Origin of the sequence: Anaerobiospirillum sp. NML120511 (assembly GCF_023050955.1) — a bacterium.
Lineage (GTDB): Bacteria > Pseudomonadota > Gammaproteobacteria > Enterobacterales > Succinivibrionaceae > Anaerobiospirillum.
In genome coordinates this window covers 1-26,185 of record NZ_JALKIK010000053.1, presented here as the reverse complement: position 1 = coordinate 26,185, position 26,185 = coordinate 1, and the positions used below count along the sequence as shown (strand labels likewise).

Genomic DNA, 26,185 nt, shown 5'->3' with positions numbered 1-26,185 from the left:
TGATGAGGTCCTTGATGATAACCATCATCTTGACCACAAATTCCCACTGCTCGTCCTTGACTTCACGGCTGTTCTGCATGGACTCAGGGTTCTTGTCAAAGCCTTCCTTGCAGTACTGTTTGGTCCAGGCAAGAGCCTTCTCGTACTCGGCAGGGTCGTAGATGTTGTTTTCCATACGACGGATAATTTCTACCTCGTCTACGGACTCAACGCGCATGCCCAGGTACTCTTCGATGAAGTTGGAGTCGATGATGGAGCCGGCAATACCCATGCAGATAGAACCAATCTGCAGGTAGCTCTTGCCGCGCATCTGAGCGGCAGCAATGGCGGCGCGGCCAAAGCGCAGAATCTTTTCCTTTACATCCTCAGGAATGGAGGTGTCATCGGCGTCCTGAACTTCGTGACCGTAGATACCAAAAGCAGGCAGACCCTTCTGGGCGTGACCGGCCAGAACAGCGGCAAGGTAAACAGCGCCTGGACGCTCAGTACCGTTAAAGCCCCAGACACCCTTGATGGTGTGCTTGTCCATGTCCATGGTCTCGGAGCCGTAGCACCAGCATGGGGTAACAGTCAGGGTTACATCAACACCCTCACGGCGGAACTTCTCGGCGCAGGCAGCAGCTTCAGGAACACGGCCGATAGTGGTATCAGCGATAATCACCTCAACTGGAGTACCGTCAGCATACTTGAGGTTGGAACGCAGCAGATCGGCAGCGCTCTTTGCCATGTTCATGGTCTGCTCTTCGAGAGACTCACGAACCTTCAGTGGGCCACGACGGCCATCGATAGTAGGACGAATACCAATCTTAGGATGGGACATGATGTAACTCCTGATTAATTCACCTGCTAACTCTGTACTCCTTGCCAGTACGAAGCCCCGGTAATCCGGCAGCCATCTCCTGACAGCGACAATCATTTGAGTACAGCCTCAACACAGGCTTTGAACAGAAAACTGATAACCATCTGCATCCATATGCAGTGCGAGGCACTGCATAATCCCTGCAGTACAAAACACTGCAGTAAGCTGCAATGTCACTGCAGTGCCTCTGCATGCTCTCAGGCATGAATGCCTCTCAAAATCGCAACAGCACTGAGCCTAACCTGAGATATGGCAGATGGTGCAAAATGAAACCTGGCTTTCCCGACCATGGCCAAAAGCTCAGGCCTGAAAGCGAGCCCCACAGGTTATTGCTCTGCAGCCTGGTGCTGCACAGAGCAAATACAGCGCACCGCGAAACAGCGCAGCGCCGCTGCATTTAACTGCAGGACGAAACCTTTTGGCATCAGGACCTCACTCCTGAGTAAACTGCTTTGTAAAACAATATAGATTACTCACAGTGCCAGCAGGGATGCCTTCGGGCTTCCGGCCCTGAAGGCTGCACCATACAGACCTTATGACTGCATCGTGCATCATGCCAGGCACAAAGCCTGGCACTTGGTAAAACAGGAAATAATGATTTTCCTGCATATTAACTAAGACAAGGACCTGGTTAGAGGTACCTGTGCTCCAGCAGGTGCTGGAGCCAGTGCTGCGGCAGTTTCCGCAGCTGGCGCTGCAACAGTTGCTGCGGCAGTTGCCGCAGATGCTGCAGCTTTATGGCAGGTCACAGCCATGCCGCCTTGAGACTACAGTAAAGACTTGTAGAGTTCCTTGATGTCTTCAACTGAGGTGTCACGTGGGTTGCCACCGGTACATACGTCAGCAAAGGCAGACCTGGCCAGGAAGTCGAGATCTTCTTCCTTGACAATGTTCTTGAGGTCCTGAGGAATACCGACATCCTTTGACAGCTGAGCTACAGCGTCAACAGCAGCCTTGCGGTATTCTTCCTGGCTCATGGAGTCAGCACCAGCAACACCGAAAGCACGGGCAATGTGCAGATACTTGTCACCGGTGAAGTCAGCGTTGTACTTCATTACGGTTGGAAGAATAATGGCGTTGGCAACACCGTGTGGGGTGTCATAAAGAGCGCCTAATGGGTGAGCCATTGAGTGAACAATACCCAGACCAACATTGGAGAAGCCCATACCGGCAACATACTGAGCCAGAGCCATGCCCTCACGGCCCTCAGGAGTGTTATCCACAGCACCGCGCAGATGCTTTGCAATCAGCTCAATGGCCTTGATGTGGAACATGTCGGTCATTTCCCAGCCGGCCCTGGTAATCAGGCCCTCGATGGCGTGGGTCAGAGCATCCATACCGGTAGCTGCAGTCAGGCCCTTAGGCATTGATGACATCATGTCAGGGTCAACGACGGCGATCATTGGCATGTCATGAGGGTCAACACATACGAACTTGCGCTCCTTGGCAGGATCGGTAATTACGTAGTTAATGGTTACCTCAGCTGCGGTACCGGCTGTGGTAGGAACAGCAATGCAAGGCACAGCTTCATTTCTGGTGTCAGCTACACCCTCGAGTGAAACTACGTCAGAAAACTCCGGGTTGTTGATGATGATGCCGATGGCCTTGGCAGTATCCATTGAGGAGCCGCCGCCAATGGCGATGATGTAGTCAGCGCCGGACTTCTTGAAAGCCTCAACACCGTGCTGAACATTCTCAATGGTTGGGTTAGGCTTGATATCGGAATAGACCTCATAGGCCAGATTAGCCTCATCAAGCAGGCTGGTAACTTTAGAGGTTACGTTGAACTTGATGAGATCAGGGTCAGAGCAGACAAAAGCCTTCTTAAAAGCATGTCTGGTAACTTCGTGAACAATAGACTCAATGGCGCCCTTGCCGTGATAGGAGATCTTGTTGAGTACGATACGATTAGCCATGGTTCTTTCCTGCAAAGTCCTGACCTCTGCGCTCGCTCATCGCCTTATGCCTCGGAGGAGACCCTAAAGTGGTGGGTGGTGAGAGGATGTTCTGTAAAAACTGTGTGTCATAGGGATTTAAGGCCATCCCGCAGCCTGCAGCTTATGCTGCAAGGGGCGCCGCCTGAGCGGCGCTCCGGTCCAGGAACATTACTGTCCGAAAGGATCAGGCGTTCCCGAATCCAAATCAGACTACGCCTTTCTGTAACATGATGTTGGCGTAGAGAGCCTTTTCAGAGGTGGCAATAATGCAGTAGGCCTTTTTGGCTTCCTCATAGAAGGCAAAGCGTTCAATATTGGTAAAGCAGTCAGCTCCGCGTGGATCATGCTTTGCAACTACTTCCTTGTACTCATCCCAGATTGGGGTCTTAACAGGATCGCCAGGAACAACCTGCATAAGGGAGACTGGCTTGTCGCAATAGGTGTCCAGCGGGAAGAGCTGTAAGATAGCGTCCAGAATCTCAACAACACCATGGCCATCGGCACGGATGACATAGCAGTCAGCCCCCATGGACTCACTTGGGAAGTTGCCATCAGCAATAACAATACGATCAGAGTGACCCATCTCGCAGAGAATCTTTAAAAGGTCTGGAGAAATGATGGCTGGAACATTCTTAAGCATGCTAATTACCCCTGGTTGTTACGGCATACCCGGCACAGATCAGTAAAAAGTGAAAGACTGTACCTTAATGTCAGGGCGCTCATTTACGCTCTTTCTTCTCAGCGCCATGTCTGAGTGGTCTGCCGGTGATGGAACATGTACAGAAAATCAGTCTCAATACTGCATCACATGTTTTTATCTGTGTTTCAGGCCTATCCCCCGCCTGAAGTCAGCCTGTCTGTAAGGCTTTGAATCATGTGATTTGTGCAGTGCCCCCTGTAATCCAGATGAACCGTCCTGATGGCGCATGGCTGCGCAAGCTGATGAGGCATGGGCTTTTACAGCCTGCAACATTAATGTCTACTGCAACGCTCTGTCCGGTATCCCTCCGAACTGTCACGTACTCTTTGTGGCTGCCAGTGCTTAACACCTCTTGCCGGCAACAGACCGGCTGCACAAAGAATCAGTATCCTGCTGCGTTATGCTGCATCCTGGATCCGACATCCCTCTTTAAGGGCTGCGACTGTTCTGCAACTACTGCTATTCTTAGTCATAACGCGGGCGAAAAATGGTAATTTTTTTGTATAAAAAGGTAAATTTTTACGGATTTTAATGTTATGTCCGATATTTTGGTAATTTATTAGCGCTAAAAGCTATATCAAGCCCGGGATCCAACGCAGTTTTGGTAATTTATTAATATTTCCAACTTTTGATGAAAAAGTGACCTGCATTTGATTTCCGGCAAAAAATTTTTTTCACAGGAAACTTTGCTACCCCTTTCATGTCATTCCATCAAGCATAGTTACAGCTTAAGTGCAGCAGACATATCGATGGAGAAAAATTTCACGATATTAACCTTGCCCCACTCAGCAATTGAAATGTCGTGCGTGCTTTTGGTAATTTTTTTACCCGCATGTGTACAGATAATCATCAAAGCACAGATAAAAACCAAAATCCCGCATTTTCCTGTCGTAAACCTGCAAATCATACCTTTGCACATACTCCCCGCCCCAGCCACACCCAGCTAAAACCCCGTAAATAAAGGATAACTGCTTAACAAGCAAATTCCGTCAGCTCCCGTCATCCCTGGATCCAGCCCTCCACAATCATCGCTATGCCCTTGCGCATGCCCTGGCCCACACGCTTCCCGATGCCGGAACACTTGTCTGTACCCTTGCCTGATCCAGTGCCCTTTCCCATACCGGGACACGTGTCTGTGCCCTTACCTGTGCCAGTGCCTGTTCCAGTGCCCTTACCTGTGCCAGTGCCTGTTCCAGTGCCCTTTCCCATGCCAGTGCCTGTTCCAGTGCCCTTTCCCATGCCAGTGCGCTTACACTTTCTAAACGATTCATCACAAACCAGGACCACAAATACCGGCCCAACCACCAGCATTTGTCAGGCCTCACCAGCAGCTCTGAATACACGCCTTGACTAATCAGGCGGCCACAGTAAGCAAACACCTGTAAAGCCCAGGCAGAGCAGCGGCTGGACAGGCAGGATATAACGACTGCAGCACAGTCCTCCAGGCTGAGAAACATGCAGATCAATTTGAAAAGCAGCATGTCATGACTGAATGCAGGCGTGCAGGCCGGGCGCACATCCAGGACGGGTCCATGCCACGCAAGGCAAGGCAAGGCAAGGCAATACAAGGGCGAACGAGCATGGACGGGCGTGTGAATGGTGTGGCACAGCCATACACAGGCTTTTTTGTAATGCTATTAAGGTATGCAAGAGACACAGCTCTGCCGGGGCATATGCGGGGCCCGAACCGTATGTTAAAATTACCGGATGATCTGATAATCAGGTCATTATCAGTACCTGCTGATTCAATTCAGCAGCCTGCCGTATGCTGTAAACGTTACCCTGACTTTCAGCCGTCAGTAATGATTAGGCATATCCTTCCCCTAATCTGGAGCGCACCGGCGCAAATCCTGCCACAAGGCAAGGCGCGTCCGGCCCCGATGTGAATAAGACATGATTGAGACTAAAGTTATCAATCCTCCTTTCTCCAATCCACCGTACAAAATCAGAGATCGTTTCAGAACTTTCCTGCCTGTAGTGGTGGACGTGGAAACAGGAGGCTTCAATCCTGCCACCGACGCTCTTCTTGAAGTCTGCATGATGACTCTGCAGATAGACAACAAAGGACGTCTGGCCCCAAAGGATCAGTACAGCGTCAATATCCGTCCTTTCGAGGGCGCCAATATTGTCCAGGTAAATATCGACTTTCTTGGTATCGACCCGTATGACGAAAGCCGCAACCTGGTAGATGAAGCTGATGCCATCAAGCCCCTGCTCAAGACCATTGCCAAAGAGGTAAAGGCCCAGGAGTGCACCAAGGCAATTCTGGTTGGTCACAATGGAGCTTTTGATCTGAGCTTCATTAATGCTGTAGCAAACCGTGTAAACTACAAGCGCAATCCTTTCCATCCTTTTTCCGTGATTGACACTGCATCTCTTGGTGCTCTGGTACTTGGTCAGACAGTTCTGTCCCGTGCCTGTCACAGCGCCGGCATTTCCTTTAATGAGGAGCATGCTCACAGTGCCGTATACGACACTGAAAAAGAATGCGAACTGTTCTGCGCCATGTACAACCGCTTTACCAAGTTCGCCGGCCTTCCAGGCTGATTTAGTTACGCCCGTCCATCCGCGACGGGCGGAAGACCCTCCAAATCCCCTCCAAATCCCCATCAAAATCTCCCTCCATACCTCCCGTCTCAAAGACACCCACAAGACACCACGTTCCACATTCCCACCAGCGAACTTCCTCTGGCAGCACCTGCCGCACTGCATACAATCGTCACATCCCCTGTTACTCACCGCTGATTAAGTCTGAGCACCCGGATCATAACCAGACCACGGCAAGCTCAAGGCCCGTCAAAGCAAGAAGCTCATAACAAGGCCCTCCTGCATTACTCAGGAACAAGCACGACTTATTCACCAGCATGTCTTAGCCACCTGCATTACTCAGGTCCCAGCATTACTCGGGCACCGGAATGACTCATGCCCGGACATTGCTCATGGTTCATGGCTCATTGAGCATGGCCGAAGCTCCAGAACGTCATATGGCTCGTAATCATGCATAACTAAGACGCTGCACACCCCATTCTCAGGTAACCTGATTAATATGCTACTGTCTGCACCAGTCCAGCGCCTTGCCTAAACACAGCACGAACCTGTTCACCTTTGCGCTCTGCACAGCACGTCCCTGCTCACCTTTGCGCTCTGCACAGCACGCCCCTGTTTACCTTTGCACTCTGCACAACACGGACCTGTTTACCTTGGACTCATGGCAGCAAGTCAGTTTTCATGGACCATGTGCTGCTCTGTTCCAGAAAGGGCGGGGGCAGTTTCTGTCATGAGGAAAAATTCAGATTTATGTGTCATTTGATGCAGCTATGAACTGCACATTTTCAGTCTCATGCACCATTAATGAAAAGCAATACAGTCTGTCCGGATAATTGTACAAATGGCTTTACAGCGGCCCTGGGAATTATTAAAGTGACTTATTAATCTTTTGAGAAAATACGATCATCAGATAAGAAAAGATCGTTACAGACTTGTTTAACAGTTGCTAAAGTCCTAAGCTTAAAAGCACATCAGTTTTAACCAGGAGCATACACAATGGCTTTTGAAATTTCCGCTCTTCCATATGAGAAGAACTCTTTAGGTTTCATCTCTGAGAACACCTTAAACTTCCACCACGACAAGCACTTCCAGGCATACATCGACACCACCAACAAGCTGGTTGCCGGTTCCGCTTACGAGGGCAAGAGCCTCGAGGAAATCATGAAGACCTCCGACGGCCCACTGTTCAACAACGCCGCTCAGTCCTGGAACCACGATTTCTACTTCAAGTGCATTACCGGTGAGAGCAAGGACCCAGAGGGCAAGGTGCTCGAGCTCATCAATGCCAACTTTGACTCCTTAGAGGATTTCAAGCAGAAGTTTGCTGCCTCCGCCGTTGCCAACTTCGGTTCCGGCTGGACCTGGTTAGTTCAGACTGGCCCTAACAAGCTCAAGATCATGAACACCACCGGCGCTGCCAACCCACTCGTTGAAGGCTTCACCCCAATCCTGGTTGTTGACGTATGGGAGCACGCCTACTACCTCGACTACCAGAACCGCCGCGCTGACTACTTAAAGGACTTCCTGGCCCACGTAAACTGGGACTTCGTAGCCTCTCAGGTTCAGTAATCCCCAGGCTCTTTAAGCCAGAGAGCTCCTGCTCCAAGTACAGATTTCCGCTTTTGCATGCCCGGGGCAGTAAGGCCCCGCTTAAGACCTGCCGGCAAATCCGGCAGGTCTTTTGACCAGGAAATATCCCTCGCAAGGGGGCTGTACCATGGCAGGAGCTTTTTCATTGCCTGAAAAACAGACAAGCCAGCCTCCCCCATCCCATCTCCACTAACAACCCACTCCCCCGTCACTTTCTTCCAACATCCCGACTTCCGACCAGGACAGCTCCCCCGCACAATAAAACAGACACGACTGTCTTCAAGTTCAAAGCCTTACTCCTCGCCTCGAGCCAAAGCAGCTCATACCATCACCGGAACATTGCCATATCAGCTACCTGCTCACCAGACTCAAAGCCCTGTTCCCCCTGGCCATGAGCTTTGAGCTCTTCCTTGTCATGATTACTGAGCCCAAGTTCATGAACTTTGAGCCCTCCGGTCATGATCACCGTGCTCCCTGGTCATCACAGCGCCATCGGTCATGAGCCCAGAGCAGATGTTCTCATGGTCAGCCTCAATACGCTGACTCGCTCTGCCCAGCTCCAAAAAAGTGCTGCGTGCATTGCAAGGTACGACGGGCCAGCGCCCTGTCGTAAGGTAAAGGGAATGCTGTGAGACCTTGCCCGGATTTAAAGCTTTATCAATGTACCAGGCTCTGTTATTAAGATGAGCTGCTGCCTTTGCTACTTGTCATGCCATGCTGTGTCATGCTACGCCATTTGTCGCTGCTGTACCTTTGCCCGTGAATACGCCTCTAACCATGGCAGTGCCTGCGACCTGGTCTTGGTTCATTGAGTTGTTTCCTCCTTTACCTGTGGCTTATGACTACGGCCTATGGCTACTGCATCTGCCTTACTCATCTGACCTGCATGTGGGGTTACTGCTTGAAAAATCAAGCTTAAAGCCCTCCCTGACACAGTTTTTACAAGGCCGATTCAGCTATTTTCCACAGAATTATTATTTTTTGAAAAGTGCATGATCGTCTACATACACAGTGTATGTAATACATAGAATCATGATCCTGCATGTGAAACTGATACATAATTCTCACTTCAAATTTTCATTTTATTAACAATTTGTATGTAAGCAGTTGAGAGTTCTGAAAATGATGGCAAATAAGCCAGATGTCTGTGAATGAAATTTCAGCTGATGGCGTAAAAACACAGTTCTTTAGCAGTATGCATGACTGATTACCGCTGCTCAGTTCGAAAAACTTATGGCCGATCCTCCCGGTCTGAGCATATGTTTGCCCCTCGGGTTAACCTCAATTAATGGTCATATTTTGAGCTGAACATGCGCCTCGTGCACTGGATCATAAAATGAACGATCCAGAAATTTAGGCCATCTAAAGACCGATCTCGAGCCTCACTCCCGATTTAGCTGTTTTGATTTTGTCTTATGACATTTTTCGCAGCAGCCCGGCCAGACTGAAATCACAGGTAATCAGCGTGCATCCGCAAACGTTTGTTGTTACAAATTTTCATAACTGAAAATTGAACTTTATCCGGAATATTGCGCAGTTCGTTGCACAAATTCCCTGCAAATAAGGGATTTTTGTGTATCTGTCTTCTGTCCAGGTCTGCTGGCGTATTATCTAAGAGAGTCATATTTGTGTTGTGCTTTTGCATTTTTCCCTATGTTACCGGTATACATAGGGCGGCAATGCAACATCACTTGATACAACATTTATATATGTCACTAAATACAGAAACAATGTACAATTTTAGTGCAAATTTTCCGAAAAGTGCGATATTTGTGCATATTGCTGCAAACAGTACCAGTTGGGTAAGCCTTTTCACACCTTTATGAGGCGATCAGTGTGATCTTGCTCTAAAAAGCAAAACCTCCATAGATAAACAAGAGCTAATCCGTTCTTTCAGGGGTTTATGCAAAATAGTAAGGGCGTATAATTTCTCACAGACACTTACCCAGGTGTCGTCAGTTTTCTATCTGCCATACCGTTGTTCCACAGTGTTGGTTTATTTCATCCCATTGTGTAACAACAAATGAAAAGCACTTTGTCTTCTCCCTGCATCTCAGGGGTTCCAGGTTATGAGCAGATCAGTCTGTATCTTCAGTATCTTTAAATTCCCAAGGTTAGACCGCCCCCATATGCAGTCATACATAAGCCTGACCGGCGGCAGCAGCCTCAGCAGCAGCCGAGAGTTATTTGGGAATGAATCAACAAATAAACGATCAACTTTATATCGCCTGCGGGCCGCCATCACCGTTTGTACATGCACAGCAGATTTACTCTCCTTTGCAGTGATGGCCTGATCCTCAACATGGCTTAATTGTTCCGAGGATTGTTGCTTCATAATGCAGTGCTCAGCGCTGCATACCCGCAAGGGCGTCACTTTGTTTCTTCAGCTGCCCGGCCAGCTGATGAAGGCACACCAGTTTTGATCCCTGCAGATGACTGAACGGCTCCTCAGCTGTACCAGCTCTAAAGCCACCATGGCACAGCAGCGGGATCACAGGGCGTCACTTTTGACCGGTGCCTGATAACGAGAAAAGAAAGAATTTCAAGGAGAGGGCTTAACCATGATCAGAGAACAGGCCAATCAATATAAAGAGCTGTACGGCGGAGACCGGAAAGGTCCGCTGCGCTCATTCTTTACAACAGGTTTTATTCGCTATATTGCACCAGGCATTTTCATGCTGGTTCTGCTGGTATGCGCTTTTGTAACCATGAACACTACCACTGCAGCCCCACAGGGCTTTGGCCAAAACTCCGGCCAGCGCTCTGCTCCAAAGGGCTTTGGTCTTGATGAAACTCAGCCAAATACCGTTCATGGCGTGCTGCACAATGCCCGTACCGATGACTACGTGGTTCTTGAAGGCTATTTCGTAGCAACTGTAGATAACAAAAAGGTCTCCTATCAGTTCAAGGATGCCAATGGCGATCTCATTGATGTTGACCTGAGCAAGACCAACAATGCCGCCGCTCCATTAAGCGACGTTAACTACTACCTCTGGGGACAGGTAAATCAGAGCCTGTTTTCCACCTCTATCCGTGCTATCGAGTACACCCCAATCATCTGATTGAACTTTCCATACACTGCAGCAAGGCTTAGCAAGCCCTCCCAAAAGCCCTGCTGCAGGCAAGCCAGATGACCACTCCCGACACGCCAGAGCCAAAGGCGATCCATTCCCCTCCTGGCCCTCCCCTACCATGCAGTCTGCTGCTACTATGATGACATTGCACAGGCTCCGCCAGTACCAGCCCACCAGCATCTCACCCCCACAACTCCAGCACTGCGCAGCTGAGTGCAGCCGCCCTGCCCGCCTTACTGCCTGCCTGCCAGCCTGCTGAGCTGCTCTTTTGGCCCTGGGCGATGCCATGAGGCATTTGACCTGTATCCAATGCATTGAGATTAAAAGCGTTATGTGCCTGCACCACGCTCTGGCAACGTGACACAATCACATGACCTTATAAACATGATATTTATCAATATCCCTGTAGATTAAGGGCACCACCTATGGCCCTTTCTCACCATATATGTGCAAACAACACAAAGCAAAGTCTGTTTTCTGACTATTTTGGGGCATTATCTATATTGGGGCTATAATGGGCCCAATTTTGCGGACACAACGGCCTGAGAGCTGGCCGCGCTTGCTCTTTCAGGCCTGTCAGGCTATGCCCTGTATGAGTACAGACAGTACAGAGGCTTATGGCAAGCCAAACGTCAACTCCCGCCTTAACATCCCAATTCCCATCAACCCCTGCAAACAGCGTCTGCTGCATAAATCGAACTCTGGCCATACATGACCATGTGTATAGGGGCCATTGCATTACGGGCATGCTGGCATGCCTGTATTCATGCCTGCCTGCGTACATATCTGTCTGCATACATACCTGTCTGCATACATGCAGCAAGCATGGCAGTAAGAAAGGCCCTGTATCGATGCAGTCAACAAGGCTGACAGACCGCCATTTACCGCTGCTTTCAAATGCGGCTGGCTGGTCAACTGTTCAGGGACGGATCCCGGCATGGCCTGGTTGAAAACCCGGGTTTTGCTTTTATCAGTACAGGTAGCGCTATGTTTCAGCTTCGGCAGTCATTCCTGCTTTTCCTGACCGCCACCATCTGGGGTTCAGGCTTTGTGGCTCAGTCCATTGGCATGGATCATGTCACTCCTTTTACCTACACCTTCTTCCGTACTCTGATTGGCGCCATAGTGCTTCTGCCAATTGTATTCTGGATCAAGAGTCGTGCTGACCGTACAGCAGCCGCTCACCAGGACCAGAGTCAGGCGGGAGATGACAGCCGTATTCCTGACCATGTGGCCCCTCATCCATCAACCTATACCCGCAAGGACCTGTTTACAGGATCATGGGTATGTGGTCTGTTTCTCGTAGGCGGTGAGTCATTCCAGCAGTTTGGTCTGGTTACCACAGATGCAGGCAAGGCAGGCTTCCTGACATCCATGTACATTATCTTTGTACCTCTGGTAGGCCTGTTTATTGGCAAGAAACTCAATGCCAGTATTGTCACCGGCGTAGTGCTGTCTCTGGTCGGCCTGTACCTGCTGTGCATCAAGGACAGCTTCACCATTGAACAGGGAGACCTGCTGATCCTCATCTGTGCCTTTGTCTTTACCTTTCACATTCTGACCATTGACCACTTCATCAAGAAGTGTGATGCCGTCTATCTGTCTTGCGGTCAGTTCTTTGCAGCCTCATTTATTGCTCTTATTCTCATGATAGTAGTAGATGGAGACGTCTTTGCCTGGGAAGATGTCTGGGCTGCCTCACTGGCACTGCTGTGGTCCGGCGTCATGAGCAACGGTGTTGCCTATACTCTGCAGGTGGTTGGTCAACGCGGCATGCACCCAACCATTGCCACTCTGATCCTCTCACTTGAGTCAGTAATGGCCGTGGTCTTTGGCGTTCTTATTCTCAATGAAAGCCTGACCATCAAGGAGGGCATTGGCTGCCTTATGATTCTGGCTGCCGTAATCGTAGCCCAGCTGAACTTTGCTACGCTGGCCGCTCTCTTTGGCCGCATCTCCGGCAAGAACAAAAACTCAGCAGCCTAATCAGCAAAGAGGACAGCAGCGACCGCGACAGCCAGTTGGGCTCACAGGACCTGCAGGCAGAGCAGACTGCCATGGCCACAGCTCCAGCTGCAGCCACAGCTGCAGACAGCGCCCGGCAGAGCCGTCAGTAAGGCTCTGTGCCAGCACGCTGCTGCACGCGGCATCCACAGGCCAGCTATGACGGCTCCGGTAAGGCTTGCATGTGAGGCACGCACTGGCATTCCAGAAAGTCACATGGCAGTCAGCGCAATTATGGCCATAACCCGGCCTTCCTGCTGCCATCAATGACTGTCAGTAATATTGATCATTAAGGGCTGAGCAGACTTTGGCTGCCAGCCTTTTGTTTTATCTGCACAGGCCCGTATTTGGGCATCTCTGAGTACTTGTGGAGCAAATGCGACGCAGCAAGGTGCAAGGACCAAAGCCTCAGCAATTTTGGTTTATCCTTAGCGCCAGCACGGGCCTCCCGGCTGCCCTGCCACACCTGGCCATGGCAATGGCAACAGCCATACCTGGCAGGCCATGCAAGGCCTTGCCATGCAAATGAATGCAAGCCCATACCCTGACAAGTCGTGGGATTGAGCGAGCCTCTTGAGCATGCGCATGCCTCGCAAAGGCAAAAAGCGCGGACAGATGTCAGCCCTGACCACATCATGGAAAGCTACATCTCAGGGGCTGCAGCCAGCTCTGTCCTCCGGGTCCCATGGTCTGTCTAATGGATACTTCCTTATGCAGACCAGTGCTGACCGCTATGTCTTGTGCTGATGCCTGGCTTACATGCAATCATGTCATCATGACGGGGCGTTGTGCTCATGGCTATGCGCTATGCAAACGAACTGGGCCCATCCATCTGGTGCTGTCCACCAGCTGTTGCAGGAGCATGCCCAGATCAAGGCTATGTCTGACCGGCTGATGCAGAAGCATACCCGGATCAAGGCTCAGTATCAGGGCTGCAAAGCCCATCAGATTCTGATCTGCAGTTCGGCTGCTGCGACCATTGATTGTGATGGTTTACATGATTTATTTAAGAAAGATAAATGTTATCACCTGAACCATCAGTCGCAGTGGGAGCTCAAGGACAGCTGAGTACGTGATCCGAAGGTGTCTTATGCATTTTTGAACTTCTGCACAAATAGCCTGTTTTAGCCTTTTGCTGGACAAAATGTCTGCACTTTTAACCCTTTATTGAGCAAGGCAAAACAGTACTCAGAATTTATGAGTAAAAAGTGCGCGAGATCACATTTTGTCAACGGAAAACACCAATATAGGTTATAATGTAGAATCTTTTACCTGCTGGTGATGCAGCCTGAACAAGGTATATCAACTCTGCACCTGCGTCTGATATTTAAGCCATTTCTGTCAGAAAATCAAAGCACACCACGGTAAGTCTTTTTTCAATCTGTTCTGCTCTAAGGCAGAAACTTAAACCCGGGAGAAAATCCCGGCAGATGCCAAAGGGCATCTGTTACAGCTGAAAGTGATTTCAAAACCGATATTAATGCATTGAAATCACTTCACTTAATAACCGCATAGCAGGATATGCGGTCCCGGTGCACAGTATTGCGGGCAATGCAGTTAAAATCCCGCCAGATGCACAAACAATAAGTAAGTATTAAACCGGCCACCACAAGACAGGCCGCTTCTGACATCTGTCAGCAATGACCCTCGAGGTCCAGCCTCATACAGGGCTGCAGCATGCATGCGCTGCAGTACCGGGCACAGTTTCTCCGTTGCGCGGCGCTTTCAGGAAGCCGCTGCAGGCCGGCCGTAACCATATGGACTTACAGGCAGCAAAAGACCTTTGGCCCTTTGTCTGTAACCTTTGGCCTTTGCCTGAAATCAGTGACGGCACCTTTTTATCTGCAATTGCAGGGGCATTTGCACAATACTGTGGAGCACTATTGTCATGACTTTTGATGAGATTAAGACACTCATTGACGAGCACAATGTTAAGTATGCTGACTTAAGATTTACCAACACCAAGGGTAAAGAGCAGCACATCACCTTACCAATTCACCTGATCACTGAGTCGTTCTTCTCCGATGGCAAGCTGTTTGACGGTTCCTCCATGCCAGGCTGGTGCACCATCAACAAGTCCGACATGCTCTTAATGCCAGTTGAGGACAAGGTTTATCTCGATCCTTTCTTTGATGTTCCTACCCTGATCATCCGCTGTGACATTCTCGACCCTCAGACTCTGGGCGGCTACGAGAAGGACCCACGCTCCATTGCCCGTCGTGCCGAGAACTTCCTGCGCTCTGAGGGCATTGGTGATGACGCCCTGGTAGGTCCTGAGCTGGAGTTCTACATGTTTGACTCCATCCGCTTCAAGAATGACATGTCCGGCTGCATGTACGAGATTGAGGACTATGAAGCTGCCTGGAACTCAGGCAAGATCTTTGAATCCCGTCCAAACCTCGGCCACCGTCCAATGGTTCAGGGCGGCTACTTCCCTGTTCCTCCAGTAGACTCCTCTCAGGATATCCGTACTGAGATGTGTGAGCAGTTAAAGAAGTTCGGCATCGAGCCTGAGGCCCACCACCATGAGGTAGGCACCGCCGGTCAGAACGAAATTGCCACCAAGTACAATACCCTGACCAGGAAGGCTGACGAAGTTATGAACTACAAGTATGTAGTTCATAACGTTGCCAACCGCTTCAACAAGACCGCTACCTTCATGCCTAAGCCAATGAAGGGCGAGGCCGGTTCCGGTATGCACTGCCACATGTCCATCGTACGTGACGGTCAGAACATCTTTGCCGGCAACCTCTACGGCGGTCTGTCTCAGGAAGCCTTATGGTTCATCGGCGGCATTATCAAGCATGCCAAGTCCTTAAATGCCTTCACCAACGCTTCTACCAACTCCTACAAGCGTCTGGTTCCTCACTTTGAAGCTCCGGTATTACTGGCTTACTCCGCTGCCAACCGCTCTGCAGCTATCCGTATTCCACACGCCGTAAATCCAAAGACCGCTCACATCGAGATCCGCTTCCCTGACGGTCTGGCCAATCCATACCTGGCCTTTGCTGCTCTGTTAATGGCCGGTCTTGACGGCATCATCAACCGCATCGAGCCGGGTGATCCTCTCGACAAGAACCTCTATGACCTTCCACCAGAGGAGTTAACCGGCATTCCACAGGTTGCTGACTCCCTGTCCGAGGCTCTGCAGGCCCTGAAGGAAGACCACGAGTACCTTCTTGCCGGCGGCGTATTTACTGAGGACGCCTTAAACTCCTACATCGAGCTTAAGGAAAAAGAGTGTTCACTGGTTCGTGATACTCCACACCCAACCGAGTTCCAGCTCTACTACAGCATCTAAAGTCCTATTTCCTGTCCCGGTCGCAGCAGCCTGAGGTTGCTGTCGGCCCGGCCCCTGCTCAGATCCTCCTGGCGGGGATCTGATCAAGGCGCCTGTCCTGCAAGGACCGGCGCCTTTTTCTTTGCCCCATACCTGCATACTTTCCATAATATTTTGCAATACACCCATGCCATTAAAGCAAACCATGCATTACATGACATGTCATGTCATGTAAAGCCACTCTAAGCTTCGCTACACCACGCCACACCACGCCACGCTACGCAGTGCTGAAGAGGCAAACAACACCACGCGCTCAAAACAAAAGGGCGCTCCAGAAAAGCACCGGAACGCCCCTGCACAGACACTTGCTAAAATATTATATAAATACTTTCAAAAGACAGCACGCTATACATCCATCCTTCCATCCATCCCATCCCATGTAAGGCCAGTCTCGCCGCACTGCCATGCAATGCATACCATGGCCGTACAGCGCACCTTCGCTAACAGACAGCTGCAACGCTATCATGCAATGCCATGCAGCTCTATGAAGAGCCATTGAGCACAGATCAGATAGAACACAAGTGAACCAGCTACTGATGCTGTGGCAGAGCTATGATGCTTGGGCAGCTGCAATGGTGGAGCTTTATCAGGCTTCCTTGCCCGGCCATTTACTCTCGAAGTCACGCAGCAGCTGCATCATAGGCTTATCAAGATATGACTCAGCGCTCTTACGTATGCTCTGCGGCACACCATAATAAGCCTCGGCAACTGAGCAGGTAATGGCAGCCAGAGTATCACTGTCACCACCTGTTGAGATGGCAATACGCAGCGCATCTTCAAAGTCACGTGACTCAAAGAAAGCCTGCAGGGCCTGAGGCACAGTGTCCTGACAGGTTTCATTGAACATGTAGGTGTCACGTATGCCGTCAATGGTGAAATCAATCTTGTAGTAGTGCTCGGTGATGTAAGAGCGGATCTGCTGGATATCTGATCCGGTACGGGCCAGATAAATGGCTACAGCGGTAGCCTCCGCCCCCTTAAGGCCCTCAGGATGATTGTGGGTAACTGCAGTTACGGCATGAGACAGCTGCCTTACTTCATCTATGCTGTTTCCCACCCAGCCGCAACCTCCCACACGCATGGCTGAACCATTGCCAAAGCTGTTATAAGGTTCAGGGTGGTCAGAGTAGATCCATCCATGGAAACGGCCACCATAACCACAGTGAGGATAAGGACGTCCAATTGTCTGCATTGAGCTCACACATACATCAGGCAGATCTGACCTGTCAGAGGAGCTGTGCATCAGTGCATGACATACAGCCAGCGACATTATGGTGTCATCAGTAAAAAAGCACTTATCAGAAAAGAGCTCAAAGTCTTTGGACCTGTGATTATTAAACTCAAAACGAGAGCCGACAATATCGCCAATAATCGCGCCTATCATCTGAACCTCCTATGTTATCTACACCCTGATATCCATTTGCCTGCAAAGAGCTGCGACTTTACTCAAAGGCAACAGCTCTCTGCCAGTAAGGGATGCTCCTCTGCCTGTAAGGGCTGACCTGATGCAGCTAATGGTCTGCCCCATGCCTTTAAGGACTGACCAGGTGTCGCTAATGGTCTGCCCCATGCCTGTAAGGACTGACCAGGTGTCGCTAATGGTCTGCCCCATGTCTGTAATGGTTGCCCCATGCCTGTAAGTACTGACCTGATATCACTAAAGGTCTGACCTGTGTCTGTAATGGTTGCCCCAAGGATGTAAGGAGTGCAGTGCTGTCTGCAAGGATTGCTCTTTGCCTGTAAGTTATGCTCTGCTACCGAATGGGGAATACCAGGCCGCCACTAAGGTTTGCTCCACAGTCTGCAAGGCAGTGCCCCTGTGCCTGTAAGTATATACTCTGTGCCAGTCGGAGCGGCAGCCGGGAGCAATTTCCTGCCCGTGAGCGGTGCGGATTTGTTATTTATGGCCTTAACAGGGGACTGACGGTTATAATATGCCCCTGGACTAGGGCTCAGTTAACCAGTTATGAATATCTTCGGGATATCATAGTACATGTGCCTGACCGGTTGCTGCTGTTGCCACCGGTATCAGTCCTATTGATTAACTCAACAGGAGAGCAAAGCGCAGGAGCTATCATCAGGTTTCCTGGAAAGACTGGCGCTACGAAACGTATGATTTGATCCTCTGCATATTCCCACCGCAATAAGGTCCGATACTGGACCTGTACTGGCTGTGCCATGTCTGCTTACAGAATGACCACCGGCTACACTGCGGCAGGAGATAATGTGATCTTTGATTTAAAGGCAGATAGCAGTGGATACACAAAACATGGTTTTGCAGTGAGCATAGTAAGGCCCGCTCAGAATTTCCGGCCCTCATCAGGCAATGCGCAGCTTTAAAAACTTATGACAACAACACCACGTTCCATGCTGGTTACCTCAGCACTCCCATATGCCAATGGCCCTATCCATCTGGGTCACATGTTAGAGCACATCCAGTCTGATATCTTTGTCCGCTACCACCGCGCTGTGGGCAATCAGGTCTTCTACGTATGTGCCGATGACTGTCATGGCACCCCGGTCATGATTAAAGCCAACAATATGGGCATTACCCCTGAGGAGCTCATCACTGAGGTAGGTGTAAGCCATAAGGCCGACTTTGACGGTTTCTTTATCTCCTACGATAACTACTACCGTACTCACTCTCCTGAAAACCAGGCATTCTCTACCGAGATCTACAAGAAGCTGCGTGACGGCGGCTATATCAGCACCCATACTATTTCCCAGCTTTTCGATCCTGAAAAGAACATGTTCCTGCCAGACCGCTTCGTCAAGGGCACCTGCCCACGCTGCGGTGCTGCTGATCAGTATGGCGACAACTGCGAAGTCTGCTCTGCCACCTATGACCCAACTGATCTCAAGGACGCCTACTCCACCATTTCCGGTGCCCGTCCAGTGTTAAAGGAGTCTGTACACTACTTCTTTGACCTGCCTAAGTTTGACTCTTTCCTTCAGGATTTCGTCAAGAAGTCAGGCGTTATCAGCCAGTCAATGGCCAACAAGCTCGATGAGTGGTTCTCTCAGGGCCTCAAGGAGTGGGACATCTCCCGTGACGCTCCTTACTTTGGCTTCCAGATTCCTGATGCCGAAAACAAGTACTTCTATGTATGGCTTGACGCCCCTATTGGCTATATGGCCTCATTCAAGAACTTCTGTGACCGTGAGGGCGTAGATTTTGATGCCTTCTTCAAAGCTGACTCCGACAAGGAGCTCTACCACTTCATTGGCAAGGACATTCTGTACTTCCACTCTCTGTTCTGGCCAGCTACCCTCAAGGGTGCAGGTCTGCGTCTGCCTACCGGCATTCACGTCCATGGCTATGTAACAGTAAATGGCACCAAGATGTCCAAGTCCAAGGGCACCTTTATTCAGGCCAGCACCTATCTCAAGCACCTTAAGCCTGAGTGTCTGCGTTACTACTTTGCCTCCAAGCTCACCGAGGATGCCGTTGATATCGACCTCTCCCTCGATGACTTCCAGGCCAAGATTAACTCTGACATCGTAGGCAAGATTGTAAACCTCGCCTCACGCTGCGCCGGCTTCATTACCAAGCGTTTTGACGGCCGTCTGGCTGCCACTCCATGGGATAACGAGCTCATGGGCAAGCTCGGTGCTATTGCCGAGGACGTCAATAAGGGCTATGCCTCACGCAACTATGCTGACGCTCTGCGTGCCATCATGTCTCTTGCTGACGAGGCCAACCGCTATATCGATCGTGAAGCCCCATGGGTAATTGCCAAGGAAGAGGGGCAGGATGATCGCCTGCAGCGCGTCTGCACCGACGGCCTCAATGCTTTCAAGGCCATTATTACCTACCTGAGCCCGGTACTGCCTGAGATCTATGGCAAGGCCCAGGAGTTCTTAAACTCCCAGCTGCTCTTTGCCGATGCCGCTACTCCTTTGCTTGACCACACCATCAACAAGTTCAGCCCTATGTTCACCCGTATCGATCCTAAGAACATCGAGGCCATGATTGAAGAGAGCAAGCAGGACATGGCTGCTGCCGCTTCAGCTACTGCCAGCGGTGCCGAAAAGGGGCACGCTGGCCGCACCCCTGATCACGGCGCTGCAGAAGGTATCCCTGAGTACGAGCCACTGGAAAGTGAAATCACTATTGATGACTTTGCAAGGATTGATCTGCGTGTAGCCACTATTATCAAGGCCGAGCAGGTTGAGGGTGCCAAGAAACTGCTACGTCTTGAGCTTGACCTTGGCTTTGAGCAGCGTCAGGTCTTTGCCGGCATCAAGTCTGCCTACAAGGATGCCGAGGCCCTGATTGGACGTCAGGTCATTGTTGTGGCCAACCTCAAGGCCCGTCAGATGAAGTTCGGCCTCTCTCAGGGCATGGTAATGGCCGCAGGCCCAGGCGGTGAGGACATCTTCCTGCTCTCCCCTGATGCCGGTGCCCGCAACGGCGACCGCGTCCACTAAAAGCAGTCCCGTCGCATTGCGCGCCTCAACCGCAGGGATCAGATCCCGTAGCGCAACAGCGCACATGGTGCCCACAGCCCCATCATCAGCACAAGCTGCATCTGCTAATGCCGATGCAGCTGCATAAAGCCTGCAGGAGCTGACTTCCCTGTGCAGGCCCTGAAACAGGGGCCCAAAGCCCCGTCTTATCAGATAAGACGGGGCTTTTTGTTGCCTGCCCACTGAGCCCACACATTCCACTCCCTGGCACCAGCAAAACAGACCAGGCAACACGCCAGTCACCTCCCCGCCAGCCTGCCCCTCTTGGCCATCCAGATACCAGAGTCATTAACAAAACGCCTGATCGCGAGCTCTTAGCCAGCCACTGATCCTTGCAATCAAACACCACAAGCCTGGAGATCATCAAGGCACTAAAGCATGGAGATCCTCAAGCCACTAAAGCCGGGCTATACTCAAGCCACAAAAGCCTGCACGCCACGGCAATCAGCAATAAACCGGCCTCAGTTCATGAATGCACAGTACCAAAGCAGCTAATGATAATGCTGTACTACCTCAGAGCCAAATATAGTATGATCACAACTCGCATTTTTATGGCTTTATTGCGACTGAAAAAGGCGCAAACGGCCAGCTTATAAAAAAGTTTTTGCACTGTCCTTTTTTCTCAGTGCCTTTCCTGTCTCCAGCCTGTTTTCAGGCTCGTCACTGCTTATCAAATGTCCCTGTCAGCCTGCCATGACTTTGTACGTGCATGACTGGCAGCTGCATCTTGTGCCTGAGCTCCTCACAGCTGCTGTCCCAGCAAGCTGGCAGCAAGGCTGCCTGAGCATGACCAGTGCTCTGTGTCTTACATCACCCAAGTGCTCTATTACTGCAGCCTCCATCCACAGCACCAGCACACCTGATATTAGGACACCATGCCCGCGTGTCCCTGCACCTGACCACAGGTCAGGCACACAGGTCTGGTCCACAGTGCAGGCGCCATAAAACACTGCTGCCATTCTCAAAGCCAGCAGCGCTCAGCTGATGCCATAAGCAAGAGTATTGCTGCGCCCAAAGCACAGTTACCTGTTGGGCGTTGTGATGCCTTGCTGTGAGCTCATTAAGCTTATGTCTGATCATGACCTGCATTACTGCCAAAGCATGGCAGGCTCCGCACCGTGAGTGCTAATCGTGGCTTTAGCAGTACAGAGCATCAGATAGAACGGATGACATCTCAAAGGAAAGGAACTGACTTTTTATGCCGCAGCTGCTTAACTCAAAGAGGATTTTTTGTGAGAACAGCTCCTGAAAGTGTCACCTCCCAGCTTATTGTTCTGTTCAAGCTGGCCTTTCCTATTATTCTTGGCAATTTTGCCTATGCTCTTCTGGGCATTACCGACATTATGATGGCCGGTATGGCCGGTACTCCTGACCAGGCAGGTGTGGCTGTTGGCGGATCATTTTTCTTCCCTGCCATGACCTTTATCATTGGCATGATTTCAGCCCTGCATCCTGTCATTTCCCGTCATTGCGGCGCCAATACACGTGAAAAGATCCCTGCTGAGCATATTCATTCAGTACTTGCCTGCATTATAGTGGCCGCCCTGCTTATGGTACTGCTGCTGGGCCTGTCTTTCTTTGCCATAGACATGGATGCCGATCAGCGTATGGAGGACATTGCCAAGGAATATGTTATCTACATAGCCTTTACCATGCCGCTGCTGGCTCTTACAGTTAATGCCAGAGCCTACTGCGAGGCTATGGGTAATACCAGAGCAACTTTCTATTTTGGTAATCTGGCTGTAGTGCTCAATGTCCCGCTGAATTATGTTTTTATCTTTGGCAAGTTCGGCATGCCTGAGCTTGGCGGTGCCGGCTGTGGCGCAGCCAGTCTGGTTGCCATGGCGATCTCGACAGTCATAATTTATTCCTATGTGATGCTGCATCCTCAGCTTAAGAATCACAGCTGGTTGAAAAACCGTGACAGAATTTCCCTTGATCGTCTCAAGAGCTTTCTTAAGCTCTCCCTGCCACTTGGTATTTCATCATCAGTTGAGTGCTCATGCTTTACGCTGATTGCCCTGTTGTTAAGCCCGCTTGGACCAATGGAAGTTTCAGCTCATACCATTACCATGTCGCTGACCAACTTTGTATTCAACATCCCTCTGTCTCTTGGTATTGCCTCTTCCATCATGGTGGGCTATGCAATTGGCCGAAACAGCCTTACCACCCTGCGCCATAACATCCAGGCCTCCTACGCCTCCATGCTCTTTTCCATTGTGGTAAGCGTAGCCATTCTGTTCTTTGGTTCAGAGGCCCTGCCAGCACTGTTCAGTAAGGATCCTCAGGTACTGGCTCTGGCCTCTACCCTGATGCTCTTTGCTGCAGTTAACCAGTCTTTTGAGGGCATACAGACCATTCAGGCATTCATACTCAGAGGCTTTAAAGACACAGCAAGCATTCTTCTGGTCACTGTTATTGCCTTCTACTGTGTGGCTCTGCCTCTTGGATATACCCTGTGCTACGGCTATCTGATTTTGCCAGGCGCTGAGCTCTTCTTTGAAGAGGGACTGACCGGACCACGCGGTTTCTGGATTGGCCTGCTGGCCGGACTTCTGGCCGCCTCGATACTCTACCGTATTCGAGTACTGCACCACTGGCGCGACATCAAGTCCAAAATAGCCGCCGCTGAGGCCTCTCCACAATCCCCAGCCTCCGCAGGCGCAGCTCCATGACTTGCTAAATTAAGACCAGATCCTGGTCATACCAGCCAAATCCCCAAGAGCAGTGAACGATAACCAGAAGAACATCGATCTCACTGCTGCTCAGATTAAGGGGCCCGCCACCTCAGTGCCGGGCCCCTCTTTTTAACCCCATACAATTAAAAGCGCCCCGCCCTTTGCTCATTCCCATCCGCATGCCTGTGCTCATCCCTTTCACCCATCCCCATCCCCATCCCCATGCCCATGCCCATCCCCATCCCCATCCCCATGCCTAAAAGCATTCAAAACATCGCATATGTACAGGTATAAATTGCCGTTTGCGGCCATACCACGGCGGCCTTAAATATCGGACTCTAAGACTGAAATTCAGTTAACAAACGACATCAAATAGATTGAATGTTTAACAAATGCATATGAATCTATACAGATTCACAGGATCTTCCATAAAAACAGCTTATACATCATATCCACGGCCCCCAATCATGTTTCATACACTATGATTTAAACGTCTGGCATAGCTGTTGCTAAATGTTATCTGGTAACAATAGAAAGGTCTGCTCAACTTCCCAAGGCAGACAGGCCTTGGAAAGTGAAACGACCTTGTCTTGAAGGTCGATCTTTCTGCTTTATGAAAGGAGAAAAGTTATGGCCCTTTACGTTAATACGAATGTCAGCTCAATCAACGCGCAAAGAAAGCTCAGTAATGCAACCCTGAGCTTAAACACCTCATATCAGAGACTGTCCTCTGGTCTGCGTATCAACTCAGCAAAGGATGACGCAGCTGGTCTTCAGATCAGCGATCGTCTGACCTCCCAGATTAATGGTCTGAATCAGGGTAACCGTAACACCAACGACGGTATCGCCCTTGCCCAGACTATTGAAGGAGCCCTGGACGAAACCACCAACATGCTCCAGCGTATCCGCGTACTGGCCGTACAGTCCGCCAACGGCACCAACTCCCAGAAAGACCGTGATGCTCTTCAGGAAGAGGTTACCCAGCTGTCTGCTGAAATTACCCGTATCGCCAAGCAAACCACTTTTGCAGGTCAGCTGGTCCTCAATGGCAAATACGATAAAACCAACAATCCTAACAGTCTTATTCCAACCGATGGAAAATTAACTTTCCAGGTAGGAGCGAACGCAGGCAACACCCTTGACCTTAACTGGGCTGATCCTTTTACCATGTCAGGTATTGCAAAACAGGCCTCCATTGGTGCTGCTACTACTGATGGCAAAACTAATGGTCTGGTAAAAGTAATGAATGGACAAAATGTTGATGACGTAAGATGGTCCGTATCCCTTGCTGAAACAGCTACTGCAACCTTATCAAAGATTGATGCTGTTATTCAGGCTGTTGACTCCAAGCGTGCTGGACTTGGTGCTTTACAAAATAGAATGGAGAGCACTATCCGCAATCAGGCTAATATCTCTGAAAATCAGTCTGATGCACGCAGCAGAATTCGTGACACTGACTTCGCCTCTGAGACTGCAGCTCTGACTCAGAACAATATTATTCAGCAGGCTTCTCAGACTGTACTGGCCCAGGCTAACCAGCGTCCAACTATCGCTCTGAGCCTGTTAGGCGGTTAATTCTTACAGATTTCTTTCTCTATTATCATCGAGGCGGGCTAACACCCGCCTTTTTAATTTGTACATTAATTTAAAATAATCAATATTGTTATATATTATTTTACAAAGCATATACGTAGGACCATAGCAAGCACGCATCAGAGTACGATGCTGTATAAGACGCATATGATTGAGCTTAGACAGGGGCAGGTAATACGTTGAAACAGTCATAACCTTACTATTTGCATAAGGATAATATTGCCGCATAAGCCGGGAGCGCAGGCTGTCTGCGAGTATGCTGCTCCAGCCTGCAATCCAGAAAACATACGAAATTAAATTGATTGAATGTTTTCTAGATAGACCAATATCTATATTAATCCTGGGATTTTATCGTAAGGGTGCTTATATATAGCTTGCATCAGAGGTTTCATGCCAGTTCCTTTCAAAACTATTCGTAATATGGCATAGCTGTTGCTATCAGTTCCTTTGAAGTCAATAGAAAGGTCTGCTCAACTTCCCAAGGCAGACAGGCCTTGGAAAGTGAAACGACCTTGTCTTGAAGGTCGATCTTTCTGCTTTATAAAGGAGAAAAGTTATGGCCCTGTACGTTAATACGAATGTCAGCTCAATCAACGCGCAAAGAAAGCTCAGTAATGCAACCCTGAGCTTAAACACCTCATATCAGAGACTGTCCTCTGGTCTGCGTATCAACTCAGCAAAGGATGACGCAGCAGGTCTTCAGATCAGCGATCGACTGACCTCCCAGATTAATGGTCTGAATCAGGGTAACCGTAACACCAATGATGGTATTGCCCTGGCCCAGACTATTGAAGGTGCACTGGACGAGACCACCAACATGCTCCAGCGTATCCGCGTACTGGCCGTACAGTCCGCCAACGGTACCAACTCAGCAGCCGACCGTAAGGCTCTGCAGGAAGAAGTAACCCAGCTCTCCCAGGAAATTACCCGTATTGCCAACCAGACCACATTCGCCGGTCAGACTATTCTACAAGGCAAGGGTAAAGGCCTCATCCCTACCGACGGCAAACTGAGCTTCCAGGTAGGCGCTAATGCTGGCAATACCCTGGCTCTTAACTGGACCGATGCTTTTACGCTAAGCGGCATTGCTGATCAGGCTGGCATTCCTCAAGCAAAACAAACACAGACCAGAGGCTTTATGAAGAACGGCAATGCTCTGCAGTTCACAATTTCTACTGCCTCACGCGCAACCCACCTTTTAGAAAACATTGACTCTCTGATTCAAGCCGTAGACTCCAAGCGCGCCGGCCTTGGTGCTTTACAAAATAATCGCCACCCCCTATGGTGTTGACCCTTGCCAGAAAACAGCATATATAAGCCGTTTATAAGCAACTACCCTCGAGGTAGTTTTTTTATGTCTAAAATACAACTTGTATGGCAGTTAAATGACTCA

12 protein-coding genes and 2 pseudogenes are annotated in these 26,185 nt (G+C 50.1%); 9 read left to right on the top strand and 5 right to left on the bottom strand.

Annotated features, from left to right (window positions below):
* The 3 genes and pseudogenes from fucI to MXE39_RS11485 form a co-directional block, all read right to left on the bottom strand.
* Positions 1-820, bottom strand: a pseudogene (gene fucI, locus MXE39_RS11495) (L-fucose isomerase); the annotation flags it as partial.
* Between the two features lie 806 nt (positions 821-1,626).
* Positions 1,627-2,775, bottom strand: a complete 1,149-nt coding sequence (gene fucO, locus MXE39_RS11490; RefSeq protein WP_246978921.1) for a lactaldehyde reductase — start codon at positions 2,773-2,775, stop codon at positions 1,627-1,629.
* Between the two features lie 226 nt (positions 2,776-3,001).
* Entirely contained in the window at positions 3,002-3,436 is a 435-nt protein-coding gene (locus MXE39_RS11485; protein WP_246978922.1) for an RbsD/FucU domain-containing protein, read from the bottom strand.
* Positions 3,437-5,389: 1,953 nt separating this feature from the next.
* Between MXE39_RS11485 and rnt the strand changes: the two genes are divergently transcribed.
* Positions 5,390-6,043, top strand: a complete 654-nt coding sequence (rnt, locus tag MXE39_RS11480; protein ID WP_246978923.1) for a ribonuclease T — start codon at positions 5,390-5,392, stop codon at positions 6,041-6,043.
* Between the two features lie 996 nt (positions 6,044-7,039).
* Positions 7,040-7,612 carry a superoxide dismutase gene (locus tag MXE39_RS11475; RefSeq protein ID WP_246978924.1) on the top strand — a complete coding sequence of 191 codons (573 nt, stop codon included), beginning with the start codon at positions 7,040-7,042 and terminating at the stop codon, positions 7,610-7,612.
* Between the two features lie 2,074 nt (positions 7,613-9,686).
* Here the strand turns inward: MXE39_RS11475 and MXE39_RS11470 are convergent.
* Positions 9,687-9,968 carry a hypothetical protein gene (locus MXE39_RS11470; protein ID WP_246978925.1) on the bottom strand — a complete coding sequence of 94 codons (282 nt, stop codon included), beginning with the start codon at positions 9,966-9,968 and terminating at the stop codon, positions 9,687-9,689.
* Between the two features lie 226 nt (positions 9,969-10,194).
* Between MXE39_RS11470 and MXE39_RS11465 the strand changes: the two genes are divergently transcribed.
* The 3 genes from MXE39_RS11465 (at position 10,195) to glnA (ending at position 16,012) form a co-directional block, all read left to right on the top strand.
* A complete protein-coding gene (locus MXE39_RS11465) occupies positions 10,195-10,695 on the top strand; it encodes a hypothetical protein (RefSeq protein ID WP_246978926.1) in 501 nt (166 codons plus the stop codon).
* Positions 10,696-11,694: 999 nt separating this feature from the next.
* Positions 11,695-12,693 (top strand): DMT family transporter, encoded by a 999-nt coding sequence (locus MXE39_RS11460; protein WP_246978927.1) that lies wholly within the window; start codon positions 11,695-11,697, stop codon positions 12,691-12,693.
* Between the two features lie 1,906 nt (positions 12,694-14,599).
* On the top strand, positions 14,600-16,012 hold the full coding sequence (glnA, locus tag MXE39_RS11455; protein ID WP_246978928.1) for a type I glutamate--ammonia ligase: 1,413 nt from the start codon (positions 14,600-14,602) through the stop codon (positions 16,010-16,012).
* Positions 16,013-16,637: 625 nt separating this feature from the next.
* On the opposite strand, the gene MXE39_RS11450 is transcribed toward glnA, so the two are convergent.
* Positions 16,638-17,435 carry an ADP-ribosylglycohydrolase family protein gene (locus MXE39_RS11450; protein ID WP_246978929.1) on the bottom strand — a complete coding sequence of 266 codons (798 nt, stop codon included), beginning with the start codon at positions 17,433-17,435 and terminating at the stop codon, positions 16,638-16,640.
* A gap of 962 nt (positions 17,436-18,397) precedes the next feature.
* Here MXE39_RS11450 and metG point away from each other — a divergent pair.
* The 4 genes and pseudogenes from metG to MXE39_RS11430 all read left to right on the top strand — a co-directional run.
* A complete protein-coding gene (metG, locus tag MXE39_RS11445) occupies positions 18,398-20,482 on the top strand; it encodes a methionine--tRNA ligase (RefSeq protein ID WP_246978930.1) in 2,085 nt (694 codons plus the stop codon).
* A 1,271-nt stretch (positions 20,483-21,753) separates the two neighbouring features.
* Positions 21,754-23,196 (top strand): MATE family efflux transporter, encoded by a 1,443-nt coding sequence (locus MXE39_RS11440; protein ID WP_246978931.1) that lies wholly within the window; start codon positions 21,754-21,756, stop codon positions 23,194-23,196.
* Positions 23,197-23,829: 633 nt separating this feature from the next.
* The gene (locus MXE39_RS11435; protein ID WP_247074146.1) at positions 23,830-24,774 is read left to right on the top strand and encodes a flagellin; all 945 of its coding nucleotides are present in this window, start codon (positions 23,830-23,832) and stop codon (positions 24,772-24,774) included.
* Positions 24,775-25,348: 574 nt separating this feature from the next.
* A pseudogene (locus MXE39_RS11430) lies at positions 25,349-26,059 on the top strand (flagellin); the annotation flags it as partial.
* Positions 26,060-26,185: the final 126 nt, after the last annotated feature.

Coding starts and splice junctions, on each gene's coding strand:
- MXE39_RS11450 (WP_246978929.1), bottom strand. CDS start 17,435: ATGATAGGCGCGATTATTGGCGATATTGTCGGCTCTCGTTTTGAGTTT.
- MXE39_RS11475 (WP_246978924.1), top strand. CDS start 7,040: ATGGCTTTTGAAATTTCCGCTCTTCCATATGAGAAGAACTCTTTAGGT.
- MXE39_RS11460 (WP_246978927.1), top strand. CDS start 11,695: ATGTTTCAGCTTCGGCAGTCATTCCTGCTTTTCCTGACCGCCACCATC.
- fucO (WP_246978921.1), bottom strand. CDS start 2,775: ATGGCTAATCGTATCGTACTCAACAAGATCTCCTATCACGGCAAGGGC.
- MXE39_RS11470 (WP_246978925.1), bottom strand. CDS start 9,968: ATGAAGCAACAATCCTCGGAACAATTAAGCCATGTTGAGGATCAGGCC.
- MXE39_RS11435 (WP_247074146.1), top strand. CDS start 23,830: ATGGCCCTTTACGTTAATACGAATGTCAGCTCAATCAACGCGCAAAGA.
- MXE39_RS11465 (WP_246978926.1), top strand. CDS start 10,195: ATGATCAGAGAACAGGCCAATCAATATAAAGAGCTGTACGGCGGAGAC.
- MXE39_RS11485 (WP_246978922.1), bottom strand. CDS start 3,436: ATGCTTAAGAATGTTCCAGCCATCATTTCTCCAGACCTTTTAAAGATT.
- glnA (WP_246978928.1), top strand. CDS start 14,600: ATGACTTTTGATGAGATTAAGACACTCATTGACGAGCACAATGTTAAG.
- rnt (WP_246978923.1), top strand. CDS start 5,390: ATGATTGAGACTAAAGTTATCAATCCTCCTTTCTCCAATCCACCGTAC.
- metG (WP_246978930.1), top strand. CDS start 18,398: ATGACAACAACACCACGTTCCATGCTGGTTACCTCAGCACTCCCATAT.